This is a genomic window from Adlercreutzia equolifaciens (assembly GCF_029076695.1).
In the GTDB taxonomy this organism is placed as follows: Bacteria; Actinomycetota; Coriobacteriia; order Coriobacteriales; family Eggerthellaceae; genus Adlercreutzia; species Adlercreutzia equolifaciens_A.
Genome location: NZ_JARFIK010000002.1, coordinates 414,364 through 429,148, shown reverse-complemented (window position 1 = coordinate 429,148; position 14,785 = coordinate 414,364). Strand labels below are relative to the sequence as shown.

The window sequence follows — 14,785 nt, the reverse complement described above, 5'->3', positions numbered from 1 at the left end:
ATGACTCCTTCCTCAGTTCTAGCACACTTTCCTGAAGAGAATTGCTAAGGGTCGGAAATCTTGTGGTTGTCGCATAAAGCTTGTGCCGTTTTGTTTTTTGGCAAAGATAGACCAAAGCAAATCTTCTAGAGACGGATTTTATACGATGACAAAGCGTTTTGCCAGAAATTTTGCCTTTTTTTCCTAAGCGGCACAATTTCTCGTATATTTCCGCGTTTGCTCCTGCAGAATCTACCTTAAATACAGGTATTTCATGAAAGTCCAGTTGCAGTTCGGTGTGAACATTTTATGCACGTGCTTATCATCTTATGCTTGGAGACTCACACCGAACACCTTATTTTTTCAAATGCATCATCAACTTGTTTACGGAACGACGTTTGTCGACCTAGTATTAGAGAGACAGCGTGCTCCCACGCTCCAGGCCGTCCTGAGTCTACAAAAAAATGAACGGGTGAGATTTTTTAATTGTAGGTCAGTCTATGACCTATTTGGCGCTCCGCAAACTATTGTAGTATTTATTCTTGTTTTAGATCAAATTAATCAAGAGTTGGGATTTGTCAGAGATCATGCTCAGCAGCAAAACGGAGCTCCAACACCTATTTGCCAATTACTCGACTTTGAAAACGTCGAACGTGCTTGAGCAGCTTCTAGAAGAGTGCTGCGTTGACACAAAAGGAAGGAATCCGCGCGAGGTAATCAACGATCTTTATTTTGACCTCTACCCCAACGAAACCGTCGTGAAGGCCTCGTTCGTGCAGAAGGCTCTCCCTCTCAAAAAAGCTAATTCCGTTTACGCATTCGAAGTACCAGCCGGCAATAGTCGTGCGGATGTTTGTCGCATAGGACGACTCTCAACTGCGTATGAAATCAAGACTGAGTATGATTCATTCACTCGCCTCGAAACACAGCTTAGGGACTATTTGAGCATTTTCGATCTTTGTTACCTCGTCGTCCCCAGAGCGCAGCTTACGAAAGCCGTGAATCTATCACCCCCCACTTGCGGCATCATCACCTACACGCACCACCGACGCTCCATTGCATTCTGCACGAAAAGGAAAGCCCTACCTACCAAAGATAAAAACGTTCAGAAGCAAATTAACTCCTTGTCCCAATCCGAACTGCATAAAGCTCTATCTAGCACTCAAGCAGAAAAGCAGCCAGGGGCAACACTTGGCAACACGACACAAAGCCCCACAGACCTCAATAGATCCTTCAAAAGAATCCTTAAGCAGCGTTATGAGCAGCGATGGCGCTTTCTGCAGGAGCATCAGGCCGAAATACTTCCTATCGACTACGAGTGGTTCTTCTTCAACAACATCGACCCTTCAAAAGTGTACTAACGCTCACTTTGGGCAATCTGCTGTATATAACGAATAACGGTTCTAGTGACCCAAGTTGCAAAATTCCCAGCATTCCCGTTAGGCCAAGCTGCACGGAACTGCCCGAGCGCAACACAATCCCGTCTAGGGTCAAGAACATCTAGGTCATCCTCGAGCGCTTTGCAAACGCTCATTAAACCCCTCATGCCTTTGCTGGAATCCGGATTCATATACACGCGAAACCTATTAACATCATCACAATAAATGAAAATAGTGGCGCAGGCTTTGCCGCCGTTCTTTATGTTTAGCTTTAGGTCGTTCCTCAAGCCCGCATAGTCACCAAAACCGTCGAAACCATGTATCCAAAAATCGGTCCGCACCCTATTGTCAATCAACGATGTGTAGCCACGCTCCTCGTACTCCTTGTTATTTACAGAGCGCTTTCTCGGCGAATTAAGCAGAATGGAACAAGCGGCGACTTTCGCGCTTCTCAGTTTCTCAAACTGGATAGCCTGCGACTTCAAAGGCTTTTCACCAATATCGAAAAAAAAGTAATCTGACCCAGTGAGCCGTGAAACGGAGGCGGGATAGCCCCTTGGATCTTTGTCGATACAAAAACCAACTGGCTTGCCAGGATACGCGCTATGCATCCTGTCGATAAAGGAGGCCACCTCTTCGTCCGGCGGATTAATAACCCCTGAGCAGATTGAGACAACTGGCACAAGATGCTCGAACCTGGCTAGCTTTTCCAAAGAAGCAAGATAGCTCCTCGGGTCATCACTCAGCTCACGAACGCGTCCCAGCTTACTAACATCCAGCTGTTTGAATTCGCTCAGATCGCAACGATGGTAATCTACAAAAGCAGTGCTGGACGTAAAGAAGCTGTTTAAACTTGCCGGACTTTTGTACCAGCATCGCTTGGACGGAGAGGCGTCCTCTTCAACAATTCTTACCAGCGGCATAATTCCAGGCCGCGGCAAAATCCCCTTTGAAGTCAGCTCTCTCAACGCACGCATTTCGCTATCCCAGTTTTTCACTATGGGCACATACACCATGGCTATCCTCACTTACGCAACGCCGCAACAGCCCTATAATCCACTATACTCTCGCGAGCCAACCGCCCTGCCAAAATACCGGGATGAATATCATTGCGAGCGGCCTGTCTTCGTATTTCCGCAGAAATATCTTCCTGAGCCGTAGTGGCCAAATCGTTTAGAATATTTTGATAAACGTCCGGATCAATCAACAAATCGCGAGCAAAGACGTTAGCATCTTGCTCTTTTTCATCTTTGCTATCGTCGTCCTTGTCCGAGGACACAATCGTCCCTTCTTCAAGATGGCCACAGGCAATATGGCCCAGTTCGTGAGCAATCGCGAACCAGACAAGGTCGTGACTGCGAAAACGCTTTGTGTACACAACGGCAGGTCTACCATTGCAAAAAATGGATGCACCCCTAACTTTTGACTCACTTAGCGCTTCCCGATGATGCAGGTATACACCACAACTATTTAGCACGAACCGACAATCGTCGAGCGATTGTTCCGTATCTGGATTCTGGGACAAATCACGCAAAACCGATAGCTGCTTCGTTAGTTTTTCGGCATCAAATTCAGGGAGATCACCCTGATCGTCAGTGGCAATTTCATGCAATGCTAGTCTCAGCCAAAGCTCAATGGCCTCTCTCTCGCCCCCGTCTTCGAGAAAGGCCGCCCTATTTTGGTATGCCGGCTTAAAGTCGCTGAATCGCTCAAGTCTCAGGATCTGAAGCATCTCAGCCGCCATCTCAAGATCACTGAGGGTCGTGCGGCCGAACACTTCCTTGAATTTGAATCGTTTAGCAATACTAGGCAATTCGTCGAGAGGAATGCGTTTGTATTCTTCACGTTTTAACTTGTATTCCTGGTATTTTCCCTCGTAATTAATCCAGTAGGATGCTGGGACGTCCGATATAACCTTTTCAAGCAAAACGGCCATTTCGACAGTAAGCGCTGTCTTTCCCCGAACAATGTTTGACAGGTGTTTTTGGGTTACACCCATTAGGCGGGCTGCATCTTTCTGTGATATTTCATTAGCCTCCAGATATTCTTGAATCAAGCTTCCTGTATGAACAATGAACTCTTCCACTGCTACCCCATTCTGCGTTTTTCGATATTCAGTATCCGGAGGGACACAACATCTTTTTCCTCCAGGAGAGCTCCTTGGCTATTTGCCGCAGCCTCCACAATAAAGGAGTATTTCGAATTAAGAGACACGCTCCAGCGGTTTACGCCTTCGCCAAGTCTTTTAAGTTTCGGAGGAGGACAGGTGGGAATGTCGCCCAGACATTTAGCAGCCCTAAGCTCCGACAACCTATTAACTATTTGAGACGCTACAAACGGAAAGGATTCATTGATCCTTAGCCGATCGTTCAGCTGCAACTCCAGTTCTTTGGTTTTATAACTAATATCCAAGTTTACACCCCGACTTATTCCTAAAATTAACCTTATAGGTAAAATATTATAATGATTACCATATCACTTGACAAGACAGTAGACGGCCTTTACCATGACTGCTACCATCCATCCGTATCACCGTGATGCAGAGGTGGCCACGGAAGGGCGGTAAAAGGAAAGCGGCCCCGTGGGGCCGCAAAGAGGAGTCTGAGCCATCCACCAAGATTGTCGCTCAGACACAACGCACCATAAAGGTGCAGAGAGGATCTATTATGACATATAACAGCATCTTGCACAAACCCGGCGAAGACGACCAGCCGCCGGGAACGTACGTAGAGACCGGCCCGCGAGGAGGGGAGGTGCGCGATCCCCGTATTGTCCATATCGATCCCGGCGATCGGCTCCCCCCTACACAAGAACCTGGCCACCGCTGGGTACGCAAATAGCCGTCTAGGCTTACGCAGGAGCCTGCATCGCCTCGCATAAGTCTCAAGACTCGAGGGCGCGCTTCAACAGGCGCGCCCTCTGCGTACAGCTCAAACAGCGCACGCCCAACGAGCACCTGCTGTAATAGCCGCTTCGCCCTCACCTGAAGCTTCAACAGCTACACTTAATGCTCTGCCACCAAACCATGCAGCATAACCAGATCCCCGAGAGAAAGGCTTCGTTAGCTATCCAGCTGCGTGTATCACTCCTCGCGCCTTCGCCAAGGCAACGCCCTCCGCCTGACGCTGACGGATGTTCTCTCGCTCCACCTGAGCCACGTAGCTGAGGATCTGCAGCACCAGCTCCGAGATAAAGCGGCCCGTAATGTTCTCCTTGTTCTCGCGCGTATCAAGAAGCGGCATGTCAATCACCACAATGGCGCAGCTTTGCGCTTCGTGATGGTGCGCCACTCCTCTATCACCTCGTCGTAGTTGCGACCCAAACGGTCGATGCTTTTGACGGCCATCACATCGCCCGGCTTCATCTTCCGCATGAGCTTGCGATACCGAGGCCGCTTAAAGTCCTTGCCGCTTATTTTGTCCGAGAAGATGTTCTCCTCCGCGACGCCAAAGTTCAGCAGCGCATCAATCTGGCGATCGAAATTTTGGTCCTTAGAGGAAACCCTCGCATAGCCATAAACGGTTCCACTGCCTGCTGTATCTTCGCTTGCGGCCGCGATGCTTATTTTGCCCCCGCAAGCCTTCTCGTTGTCCATTCCGCCCTCGCGAGCAGCTCCGTTATCCATTGCGCCCTTGCGAGCAGCTCCGTTATCCATGACGCCTCCTGACCGTGCCCAATGCAGGCTCCCACAAAACGCACGGTTCCTGCTGATGTTTTATTACATTATTTTCCCCTTTTTTACCATCAACGCACCTGATAGAAACCCATTTTTCGCCCGATAAACTGCTGCAGGACACGCTGCACCACGCATCTGGGTCGAAGCCGGGGCAGCAGGAGGCCTTCCCGGGCACCGCAAGACACACCGTAAGACAAACAGAGCCCCATCCCCGCCGTAAACCAGCCAAAGGCCATCCCTGCGCGCCGCAGACCGGCGACACTCCTTCTGCGTGCCCCAAGACAGGCAAGCACCTATCTCCGCTGCAAAAACAAGAAGGGGCCTTCTCTCCATATGCTGCAAAACGCGGTTTTGTAATTTCTGCTCCTGGCGCAATGAAAATCCGTTGGTAAGCGACGATTTTGCACCGTGAGAGCGGCGTTTTCCGGGCGTTCAGCAACTCAGTCGCAGAGTTTTCCCAGGTAACATCAGCACCTTCCCCGCCTCTACGCGACTACAGGCGGCGATGGCGGTGAAAAATCGGCCTTTTTCAACGGATTTTTGCCTCAATGCCTCCCGAAATTGCAAAACCGCGTTTTTGCAGCGCGGCTGGCCACCTCGATCGGCCCGACGGGGGACGTCACCATCGAAATTATCAGCTGCCATCTCAAGCACGAGCCGCCCGGACAACGCATCACCAAAACCACCCGTCGGCTAAAACACAAGCCGTCCCACCGCAGGAACCAGCAACCCAGCGTCCACCACACCTTCCGCCCCTCGGGCGTCTCGCACGCCTCATGCACCACGGCCGTCTCGTACGCCTCGCGCGCTCGAGCGCCCTCGGCGCCCACAACGCTTCGGCCCGCGCGGCCCACCGTGCCCCTAAACAGCGGAAGCCCCTCATGGGGGCTTCCGCTTCCTTCGCTTCTCTCACTCAGAGCCTAGTGCCGCCTAGTAAGGCGTCACGCTCTTCGTTTTACTCCAAGGGCTCACCTTCAAGGTTCCGTTCTTGTCGTAATAGTAGGCCCGAGCGCGTATGTAGATCTTCTCGCCAGAAGAATAGTTGCCCGTCACCGTATCAGTGTAGCCTCGCCAGGATTGCGTGAACTCCGGATAGCTGCCCTTCTTGAAACTCTTGTTCGAGCTAACCTGAACCTGATAGTAGAAAGACGACTTGAATCGGATCTCAATCCTATTGAAGTCGGTTTTCTTCACGGTAAAGCTTGGTGCCGTAAGCTTCAGGTACTCCCAGCCGTAACCGCCATACTGGCTCAAGTACGTCTTCTTCCCCACCTTCTTGTAAGCCTTCACGTAGAAGGAAACGCTACGATCGTCCTTTGACGCGCGCGTGATGGTGCAGCTGTTGCTCTTTGTCGTGCGGTAAAGCGTGTACTTGCCTTTCTTGGCGTTGTAGCGGTACACCCGATAGCCATCGGCGCCCTTCACCTTGCTCCAGCGTGCGCTGATACTTGAGGTAGAAAGCGTCTTAGTTTTCTTCACCACAGGATCTTTGGGCAGGATCTTGTAGGTCTTTTTCGCCGTACCGGCATAGTTGCCCTTGAATTTGATGGTGGCGGTGTACTTGCCTACCTTCTTGGCACCGCCCGATATCTTGATGGTGTAATCACGGCCCTGCTTGAGCGGAGTGTACACACTGTAGGAGTCACCGTAGTCGTCGGTCCTGGTGGCATAGATATAAACGCCGGGCACGCGTTTTTTGCCCGTGTACGTCATGTTGTCGATATAGCACTTCGAGATCTTTACCGGATTGATCTTGAACGTCGCTTTGGCGGTTCCGCCGTAGTTTGAGGAATCGCACGTTACCGTTACCGTAGCCGTTCCAGCATTTACGTTATTGCTATAGCTTACGTCGTAGTCATACCGGCTCAGCGTTTCATCGCCGGCCTTAACGGTGACATCAGGCTCAATTTTTTCGCCCGTATAGGTGTAGCTGGTCTTACTCAGGCTGACCTTAATACCTTGCTTGGTGATCTCGAACGTCGTTTGTCCCGAGCCGGTCAGTCGCTCCGAATTCGCCCTTACGGTCACCGTAGCGGTGCCAACGTTGTAGTTGTTTCGGTACGAGACGGTGTACTCTTCAGGATCGATCGCCTCTCCCCCAATGCGCACCGTCGGTACCGGTTCGATGTATTCGCCCTGGAAGGTGTACGAATTCCGAGGCAGCGTAATCGCAGCCGTGGAAAGATCAAGCCTCTCCTTAATTTCGAACACGGCACGGAGCGTTCCCTTATACTCCGGCGATCGGCCGGTTACCGTCACAATGCCCGTTCCAGGCGCGTTGTTGTTCTCATACGTCACGCTGTAATAATACGAGGAGAGGATTTCTCCACCGACACGCACGGTAACGTCAGGCCGAATGCTCCATCCCTGGTAGTAATAGCTTGTCTGCGATAAAGTGAGCGAGCCAGTACTGATGTCGATCGCCTTATCGGCCTCATCCGTCTCATCGGCAACAAGCGCATCGAGCTGGGCGGTCTTTTCGGCCCGGTCGATAGCGGCCGTTTCGTTCCCGTCGGCAGCGAACGCAGGAGTCGCAAACGCGCACAACGCCGCTAGCGCGCAAGCAGCAACAAATAAGAGCTTGGTCTTCCGCATCAGAATCTCCTTCTCCCCATGGTGCGGCAGCGCTATCCGCGAAATGGCCGCCGATGACCTGCGCCAACACCCTGAAACTGATGTCTATGTTAGCGCACAGCGCGCCCAATTGAAAGCCAAACCTGACCAGGGAGCTTAGCAGATGTAGCGGCGTGGCATTTTTCGGCAACCAGGCCCCTCTGGCAACAAACCGAAGGAACAGACGGGGCTACAAACAGGCCATCAAAAGTAGGGCCGCCTCGCCTTGCGGGCGAGGCGGCCTCTGCTGATACCTACCTCAAAACATAAGCCCCGATAAGAAGATCCAACCTGCGGATGTTGATGTCGCGCTTCAGATTGACTTTCACATGTCCCACATGCGTCCATAGCTCCAGCTCGGCGTTGATGTCAATATGCCCGGCGTTCTCAGACGACCACACCTGTACGGCCTTCCACGGGATGCTGTAGACCTCCACCTTCTTGCCGGTAATGCCCTGCGCGTCGCGAAGGATCAAGCGACGGTCAGTAAAGATCGCGCTGTCGCGCAGCGTCTTGTAGGCGGCCACCGGCTGCTCGCCGGGAACCAAAAGTTGCTGAACGTCGCCCGGGATGGGGCATTCCTCAATGAACGTGAACTCCATCATGTTGTCGATTGCCATGGCGCTTCCTCTCTCCTCTATCGGATTCCAGCACGGGCCTTCATCTGCGCGCGAGACTTACGCCATCGCGTCCGACGAAACCCGTGCGGGACAAGATAAATCACCAGCCCGCTCTTCAGTCTGCAGAGCCCCCATCCTTAACCAAGCAGCCACCTTCCATCATGGGGCGCACAGGATGGCCCTATAAGCCCAGCCAAATCACCCGACATCCCCAGCCCACCTCAGATGCGTCAACCATGGGACTACAGCCCAGCCGTAGCCATCGGCTCCAGGGCGCCGCGAGCTTCTTAACGGTCTGTACGTGCGGCAAGGCTCACACACCCAAACGGCTCCGCACCCTGGAACTTCCCCAGGCACATGAAAATCCCGAACCTCTACAAGACCCATGTCTAAGCCATACGCCCACGCCAGACACACGGACCCCGCTGCAAAAGTTCGATTTTGCATTTTTTACCTTTGCCGCGCCGAAAATCCGCTGCAGAAGTTCGATTTTGCACCGTTGAGAGGGGGCCGCGGGCCCGAGGCTGCGCAAGAGAATCTACGCCACCTGGGAAAACTCGCCCAGTACGAGCGCGCTTTGGCGATTTGCTGGGTTCATGCGGTGCAAAATCGCACGATTGCAACGGATTTTTCGTTCCGAGCCTTCCGAAATTACAAAACCGCACTTTTACAGCGCAACAGCTGCCATGACGAGTCTTTCCAACGTATTCAGGGACACTAGCCAGAAAAGACACCAGCTAGAGTAACATCGCCGGCCAAAAGCAAAAGGGCCTGACTGCATGATGCAGTCAGGCCCTGCTTATTGCACGCTTATACGGAGAAAGAAAATCCAGGTGGCAAAACAAGGCGACGCTCACCAAGTCCGCAACTATCCAAGCGGCAAGACAACGAGCACCCGACCACTCGCTCCTCAAGAAGCCGATGCCCCCGAGGGACGCATCGTGCTTCCTTCCATCCAGCTGGCGGAAGAAGGCGCGTAGGATCGGCGGTTGCGACCGCTTCGCGCCTCCCTACTCCCCTACTTCCCCAGGACGTCTCGCTGGAGAACGGCCAACATCTTGGCTGCCTGGCAGCGCTCGGTGTAGCCGCTCGGGCGGATGGCGGTGCCTCCGTCGGCCAGGGCGTAGCCGGTGATAATTTCCTTGTCCATGATCCACTCCACCGAGGGAACAGCCCAGCTGGAAATGCTGCTGTAATCGGACATGGCCTGGGCCTTTTCGCCCACAGGCGTCACGTCTACCTTCCCCACCACGCGCGCGTAGGTGGTCAGCATGGCGGCAAACTCCTCGCGGGTCACGTAGTTGTTGGGGCCGAAGGTGTTCGTGCTGCCGTAACCGCTGATGATGCCCTCGGCGCGGGCCCACGCAATGGCCGGCCCGTAGTACTCGTTGTAGTTCACGTCCTTGAACTTCGTCGAGGTGGCGGCAGGCTTGCCGGCCAAATTGTGCAGCACCGTGGCCGCCTGACCACGGGTGATGCGGTCATGGGGGCCGAAGGTGCCGTCGGCGTAGCCGTTCATGATCTTGCGATCGGTCACGAAGCCCAGCACGTCATCGATGGCGTACCATGCGCCGCGCTCCACGTCCGAGAAGCCGTAGTTGTCGCCCACAATCTCGAAGGAGATGTCGCGCTCGGTGCCCTGGTACAGGCCCTTGCCCACAATCTTGCCGTGGACCGTGCCGGGGTTGACGTTGTTCTGCAGCTCGAACTCGAAGTCGATGCCTTCGACCAGCGCCACTCCGTTGTACTTCAGCGTCACCTGGGGCTTCACCGGCTTGCCCGTGAACTTGTAGGTGGCGCCGTCCTCGGTCAGCACCGCGTCGCTCAGCGCGCGATAGCTGTTCACGAACTCCACGGTGTACTCGATGGGATCTTCCGCAGCCCCCACAATGCGCACGCGGAACGTGTCGCCGTCCTTGTAGGGATAGATGGTCTCTTCGGTGTTGTCGGGCGTGAAGATGACGCACCCGCGATCGCCGTAGCCCTGGTTGCTCACGTACAGCTCACCGTCGTTGCCCTCGGTGCCGCCCGGCTGGGAGAACTGCCAGGTCTTGCCGTCGTAGAGCCGCGTGAGCGTGACACGCACCTTTTCGGGCTGGGCAATGGTGCCGCCCACCGAGAATGACCAAGGGTAGCCCTTCTGGTAATCGCTGGTAACAACCAGCTGAACCGGCGTCGTTTGCGCGGGCCACGCCACGTACTTGCCCGTGTCGCCCGCATAATTGCCCGCCGTCTCCATGGCGGAGTAGTAGCGGTAGCTCAGGTTGCTCTCGGCGAAGCCAAAGCCCGTCGTGGTGAGGTTGGGGTACAGAATCCAGCGACGATGCCCCAGGTCGGTCTTATTGTTCTCGCCGGGGTCGGCCAGCCAGCCTTGGAGGACCGCAGAAGCTAGCTGCGGACGGCCCGCGGAAAGGTTCGACGAGCCCGCACCTTCGTAGCCTAGCTGGTAGAGGGCATCGTCCATGCCCGCCGGGCGTGCCGGGGTGTGATCGATGGTGCCATTAGCGGCGCAGACCACGGCCGCGGCCTGGGCGGCCTCGTTCTTCGCCGTGGTAGTAGTCACATCATGGCCCAGACCAGCCAGGTAGCGAACGAGGTTCACGTAGCCCAGCGCGGGCTCGATGGTAGCGCGGTTGAGTGCGCCGGCACGATAGGGCGCCACGGTGCTGGGGGTTACGTCGTAGATGGTAGCGAAGCTGGGATAGGTGGCGTCAAACTGACGCAGAGCGGCCAGGGCGTCTTCGCGGGAGATCTTCTGGTCCAGCGGGTTGATAGCCTGCAAGGCAATGCCGTCGGTGGCAGCGGGGGCGCTCGCCTCAGTGGCGGCGGCGACCGGCGCAGAGCCGATAGTCGTTACGAGGGAGCTTTCCATCCCCTGCGCGACAACTTCCTGAGCCGACCGAGCCGGCGCTTCGGCGGCGCCTCCCTCGCCCGCCAAGGCCGTGGCGGGCACTAGCGAGACCGTCAAGAGGCCGCAAAAAGCCATGCTGAAAACGCTGCGTGTCAAGTGCTTCATTTCTACTCCCTTTAATTTGACCTGCGCAATCATTGTTAGTCAGTATAGGATAATGACGCCCCGTCCACAAGCCGACGACCCGTCAAAAGGCATCTTCTAACAGGGAAGAAGCCAGCACGTAAAGCACATTTCGAAGTGCAGGCAGCAAGAGGAAGAGGCCCACTGCCGCGCCCTCCCTTCTCCACGCCAAGTAGTAAGCGCCCGCACGGCCTAAAGGCCGACGGGCGCTTACCGGGAGGGCAAAAGCGAAGCTTAAGCGGTCTGCTTGATGAACTTATCAGCCGCCTCGGCTCCGTGATATCCCGAGAAGTACGAGAAGGAAGATGCCGAGCCAGAGAACGCATGGTTGTAGTCCGTAGTGAAGAATCCGCCAGAATCTAGACCGCCGGCATACAGGCCCGCAATGGGCTTGCCATTTGCGTCGGTCACCTGCAAATCCTCGTTCACCTTAACGCCGCACAGCGTGGAAAGACGCGAAGGAATGCACTTGATGGCGTAGAACGGCGCCGTCTTGATCGGGAGCAGCATCGAAGCATCCTTGAAGAAGATGTCGTCCTCGCCCTTGTCGCACAGGGCGTTGTACTCGTCGATGCTCTGGACCAGCGCCGCCGCTTCGATACCGGTTTGGGACGCCAAGTCCTCAAGAGTATCGGCCTTGAAGCAATTGCCCGCTGCAGCCCCAGCGTCGAGGGCCTCCCCCATGCCCGGCTCGGGATCAAACGTGTAAGGCAGCCCACGGCTCTGGCAGAAGAAGTTCTCGGTCTCCATGCGCTTTACCATATCGGCATCGAAAACGTTGTAGTAGCAGTGACCAGGCGCGTAGGAGGCAAAGTTGAACGGGATCGTGAGATTGGTGAAGCTCTCGCATCCCACTCGCTTGCCGTACTTGTTGATCCACAGATACGGCTCGCTCGCCGCTCGGTCAATGGGGTCTCCATAGGGAACGCCGCCGTCAACGTTCGGCGTCTGGCCCTGGGACCACTCCAGGCCACCGTTAGTGGCGCCGACACCCAGCATCATATTGATGCCGTCGCCGTCATGCTCAAGCTGCTCGTCACCCACAAAAGCAGCATCGCCCTTGGAGCCCAGATAGTAGTGAACCATTTCGGCATTGCGCCCAAAGCCGCCCGTAGCCACAAAAACAGCTTTCGCCTGGTAGTACGTAGGGGAATCAGCTGCACCGGCAACGGCGCCCACCACAGCGCCGTCGGCATCCACGACCAAGCTGGTTGCCGGCGTCCCCGTTACAATCTCTCCCCCGTTTTCCGCCAAAATCTGACGGCAGATATCGGCCAACGCGGCAGCTTTTCCTTCGAAGAACATACCCGCACCGGTATTGGGGCCGGCCAGCGAGTAGAGCAGCGTGTTCACCTGGGCGCCCTTGTCGATGAACCAGTCATAGGGCTCATTGCAGTGACGCAAGAACGAGCTGACCAGCATCCCGTCGGGACGGTAATTGTTGAAGTGCATGAAGTAGTCGTAGGCCTCTTTGATGGTCCATGTTTTGTGGCCCTGCTCCTTGACGTACTTGCATGTGTCGAGCGCAAAATGCGCCTCTGTGTAAGAGGTGGCGCCGCCATCGCTCGTTGCCTTTTCAAGCACAATAACCTGGTTGCCAAGCTCAGCCGCATGAGCCGCCGTGGTCAAGCCGCACACGCCTGAGCCGATGACCAAATAGTCGCACGACACCGTCTCCAAGCCCGCGGCCTGGTCTGCCGGGGTGCCCTCAATGGCGAAGGGATGAGTGTCGCGCGTCAGATCGACGTTCGCCTCCGCTCCTGCCGTAGCATCCGTGCCCGTTTCGCTCAACTCGGGATCGTCATTGGCAGCTGGCTGAGAAGCGCAACCCGCCAAAGCTCCTGTGGCGCATACCGCAAATGCTCCCGCGCCGCCCGCTTTCAAAAAATCGCGTCGTGAAATAGTCATGATTGACCCTCCTTTTGATACTCCCTCCGGACGCCGCACAATGAGGACGCCCAACGAGGATCACCATAACCAGAGAGCAACAAGAGCAAAAGCCACCTTTGGGGCTGTTTTCTGCATCCAACCCCTTTTGGGCTATCTATTTTTCGATGCAAAATACGGGATCATTCACTTGTTGAACTGGAATAAGTCAAGAAGCTCCTGTTTCGAGTGAACATCAAGCTTGGCGTAAATGCGACGCGTGTGACCTTTGACGGTATCGGGCGAAATACACAGCGTTTCAGCTATGTAGGTACCACTGCGTCCTACCGCCAAGAGCTTGAGCACATCCTGCTCACGCGGCGTCAATCCATGGCTTTGGACCAGGGAGCCGACGATATCGTCGATACTGGGAGGGGTGATAGCAGGCACCGAAACAATCGTTTCAGTGCTTTCGTTCGGCTTGGCCTCGCTACGACGTTTGCGCGCCGGGGCAACAACGGCGAAAACCAGCGCGATAATAATCAGGTAGGCGAACACCATCGCAAGGCAACCGTAGAAAAGCGCCTCGTCCAACGAAAGCTGCGAGCAAATGCGCCCCAGCACGGCGCCAACCCCCGTCGAGAGAGACAGCACACCCCAGCACACAGCGCCCAAGGGCACGCTTACAACACCATGTCGCTGAGCCTCATAAGCACAGAGCGCAACCGCCTGCACGAAGAGAAACTCCACCGCAGCCATGGAGAGCAACTTGAAAATAGTCACGTACGACGACTGGAGAATCGGCACAAAGAGAATCAACGTGGCCATCAGAAATATGACAACTTGAGAGCCGTTAATCCGACTTTTGAATGTGCGAACGAGAAGAAGCGCCAAAGCCGACCCCAGCGTCGGCCCAATCAAATGAATCCAAATCTGCGCGCCAATGGGAACTTGGCGCTCAAAAAGAGCGATGTAGCTCATGGCAATTGAGATGATAGAGATTGTGGCGAAACTTACCAGCGCCATAGCGGGCAGCTTGAGAGCGTGACCCAGAACAAGCCGCCCGTCTTCCTCCTCTTGGCCACCCGTATTATCAGGAGAAACGCACAGAAGGGCGTCGACGAAAAGGAGCACCACGAATACTGCGTAGACAATGGGACCTTCCACGAATTCGTAGCCCCAAGCAAAGACGTTCCCTGCCAAAAAGCCAAGTGCCACATTGACCAGCACGTTGCCGCGTAAAGAAGCACTCAACGCCCTAAACCAGAGCACGAACAAGCCCGTCATTCCCACCGAGCAAAGCAAACACCCAACGGCACTCAACGAAAGCGTCGAGCCTGACAGCAGCAGCAAGCCCGCACATGCGCAAAGAGCGGGAATCCAGGCTGGCACCAAAAGCCGAGCGCCGCGGCGAACACCGAACACAAGAAGTCCAACAGCAAAGAGAGATGACACGATCAGGTATAACAAGAAGAGCGATCCCTCGCCCCCGGACCGGTCAGGAAAAGAGAACACTTGACTGTTCATGTAGCCCTTAGTCAAGGACCAGAATATGCCGAAGCCCAGCACAAGTCGTGCACGCTCAGCGCCATTATGCGTCAAGTTTGCTCCCATAGCG

The 14,785-nt window shown here is 55.0% G+C and carries 13 protein-coding genes; 3 read left to right on the top strand and 10 right to left on the bottom strand.

Annotated features, from left to right (window positions below):
• Positions 1-554: 554 nt before the first annotated feature.
• Positions 555-1,340 (top strand): sce7726 family protein, encoded by a 786-nt coding sequence (locus PZH32_RS07615; RefSeq protein WP_275207331.1) that lies wholly within the window; start codon positions 555-557, stop codon positions 1,338-1,340.
• Here PZH32_RS07615 and PZH32_RS07610 read toward each other — a convergent pair.
• Genes PZH32_RS07610 through PZH32_RS07600 form a run of 3 tightly spaced genes read right to left on the bottom strand, consistent with a single transcriptional unit; the run spans position 1,337 to position 3,737 of the window.
• Positions 1,337-2,374: a hypothetical protein gene (locus PZH32_RS07610; protein ID WP_275207330.1), complete on the bottom strand. Its 1,038-nt coding sequence runs from the start codon at positions 2,372-2,374 to the stop codon at positions 1,337-1,339. The genes PZH32_RS07615 and PZH32_RS07610 overlap by 4 nt on opposite strands.
• 8 nt (positions 2,375-2,382) lie before the next feature.
• A complete protein-coding gene (locus PZH32_RS07605; RefSeq protein WP_275207328.1) occupies positions 2,383-3,444 on the bottom strand; it encodes a helix-turn-helix domain-containing protein in 1,062 nt (353 codons plus the stop codon).
• A 2-nt stretch (positions 3,445-3,446) separates the two neighbouring features.
• The gene (locus PZH32_RS07600; RefSeq protein ID WP_275207326.1) at positions 3,447-3,737 is read right to left on the bottom strand and encodes a hypothetical protein; all 291 of its coding nucleotides are present in this window, start codon (positions 3,735-3,737) and stop codon (positions 3,447-3,449) included.
• A 158-nt stretch (positions 3,738-3,895) separates the two neighbouring features.
• Here PZH32_RS07600 and PZH32_RS14135 point away from each other — a divergent pair, with 158 nt between their 5' ends.
• Positions 3,896-4,198: a YjzC family protein gene (locus tag PZH32_RS14135; RefSeq protein ID WP_343074529.1), complete on the top strand. Its 303-nt coding sequence runs from the start codon at positions 3,896-3,898 to the stop codon at positions 4,196-4,198.
• A gap of 225 nt (positions 4,199-4,423) precedes the next feature.
• On the opposite strand, the gene PZH32_RS14245 is transcribed toward PZH32_RS14135, so the two are convergent.
• The 4 genes from PZH32_RS14245 to PZH32_RS07575 form a co-directional block, all read right to left on the bottom strand.
• On the bottom strand, positions 4,424-4,612 hold the full coding sequence (locus PZH32_RS14245) for a recombinase family protein (protein ID WP_275207324.1): 189 nt from the start codon (positions 4,610-4,612) through the stop codon (positions 4,424-4,426).
• Positions 4,606-5,013 carry a recombinase family protein gene (locus tag PZH32_RS07585; protein WP_275207323.1) on the bottom strand — a complete coding sequence of 136 codons (408 nt, stop codon included), beginning with the start codon at positions 5,011-5,013 and terminating at the stop codon, positions 4,606-4,608. The genes PZH32_RS14245 and PZH32_RS07585 overlap by 7 nt, the downstream gene beginning before the upstream one ends.
• Positions 5,014-5,964: 951 nt before the next feature.
• Positions 5,965-7,629 carry an MBG domain-containing protein gene (locus PZH32_RS07580; protein WP_275207322.1) on the bottom strand — a complete coding sequence of 555 codons (1,665 nt, stop codon included), beginning with the start codon at positions 7,627-7,629 and terminating at the stop codon, positions 5,965-5,967.
• Positions 7,630-7,901: 272 nt separating this feature from the next.
• The gene (locus PZH32_RS07575; RefSeq protein ID WP_275207321.1) at positions 7,902-8,267 is read right to left on the bottom strand and encodes a PH domain-containing protein; all 366 of its coding nucleotides are present in this window, start codon (positions 8,265-8,267) and stop codon (positions 7,902-7,904) included.
• Positions 8,268-9,100: 833 nt separating this feature from the next.
• Between PZH32_RS07575 and PZH32_RS07570 the strand changes: the two genes are divergently transcribed.
• Complete coding sequence (locus PZH32_RS07570; protein WP_275207320.1) at positions 9,101-9,247, top strand: hypothetical protein; 147 nt, start codon at positions 9,101-9,103, stop codon at positions 9,245-9,247.
• Positions 9,248-9,285: 38 nt separating this feature from the next.
• Here PZH32_RS07570 and PZH32_RS07565 read toward each other — a convergent pair whose 3' ends face one another.
• The 3 genes from PZH32_RS07565 to PZH32_RS07555 form a co-directional block, all read right to left on the bottom strand.
• Positions 9,286-11,283, bottom strand: a complete 1,998-nt coding sequence (locus tag PZH32_RS07565; RefSeq protein WP_275207319.1) for an S-layer homology domain-containing protein — start codon at positions 11,281-11,283, stop codon at positions 9,286-9,288.
• A 252-nt stretch (positions 11,284-11,535) separates the two neighbouring features.
• Positions 11,536-13,209, bottom strand: coding sequence for an FAD-dependent oxidoreductase (locus PZH32_RS07560; RefSeq protein ID WP_275207317.1), 1,674 nt, complete (start codon positions 13,207-13,209; stop codon positions 11,536-11,538).
• A 165-nt stretch (positions 13,210-13,374) separates the two neighbouring features.
• A complete protein-coding gene (locus tag PZH32_RS07555) occupies positions 13,375-14,781 on the bottom strand; it encodes a response regulator transcription factor (protein ID WP_275207315.1) in 1,407 nt (468 codons plus the stop codon).
• Positions 14,782-14,785 lie beyond the last annotated feature (4 nt).

What these genes read in the sequence shown, in the direction of transcription:
- PZH32_RS07580 (WP_275207322.1), bottom strand. Translation starts at nt 7,629, where the DNA reads ATGCGGAAGACCAAGCTCTTATTTGTTGCTGCTTGCGCGCTAGCGGCG.
- PZH32_RS07555 (WP_275207315.1), bottom strand. Translation starts at nt 14,781, where the DNA reads ATGGGAGCAAACTTGACGCATAATGGCGCTGAGCGTGCACGACTTGTG.
- PZH32_RS07560 (WP_275207317.1), bottom strand. Translation starts at nt 13,209, where the DNA reads ATGACTATTTCACGACGCGATTTTTTGAAAGCGGGCGGCGCGGGAGCA.
- PZH32_RS07565 (WP_275207319.1), bottom strand. Translation starts at nt 11,283, where the DNA reads ATGAAGCACTTGACACGCAGCGTTTTCAGCATGGCTTTTTGCGGCCTC.
- PZH32_RS07585 (WP_275207323.1), bottom strand. Translation starts at nt 5,013, where the DNA reads ATGGATAACGGAGCTGCTCGCAAGGGCGCAATGGATAACGGAGCTGCT.
- PZH32_RS07610 (WP_275207330.1), bottom strand. Translation starts at nt 2,374, where the DNA reads ATGGTGTATGTGCCCATAGTGAAAAACTGGGATAGCGAAATGCGTGCG.
- PZH32_RS14135 (WP_343074529.1), top strand. Translation starts at nt 3,896, where the DNA reads ATGCAGAGGTGGCCACGGAAGGGCGGTAAAAGGAAAGCGGCCCCGTGG.
- PZH32_RS07575 (WP_275207321.1), bottom strand. Translation starts at nt 8,267, where the DNA reads ATGGCAATCGACAACATGATGGAGTTCACGTTCATTGAGGAATGCCCC.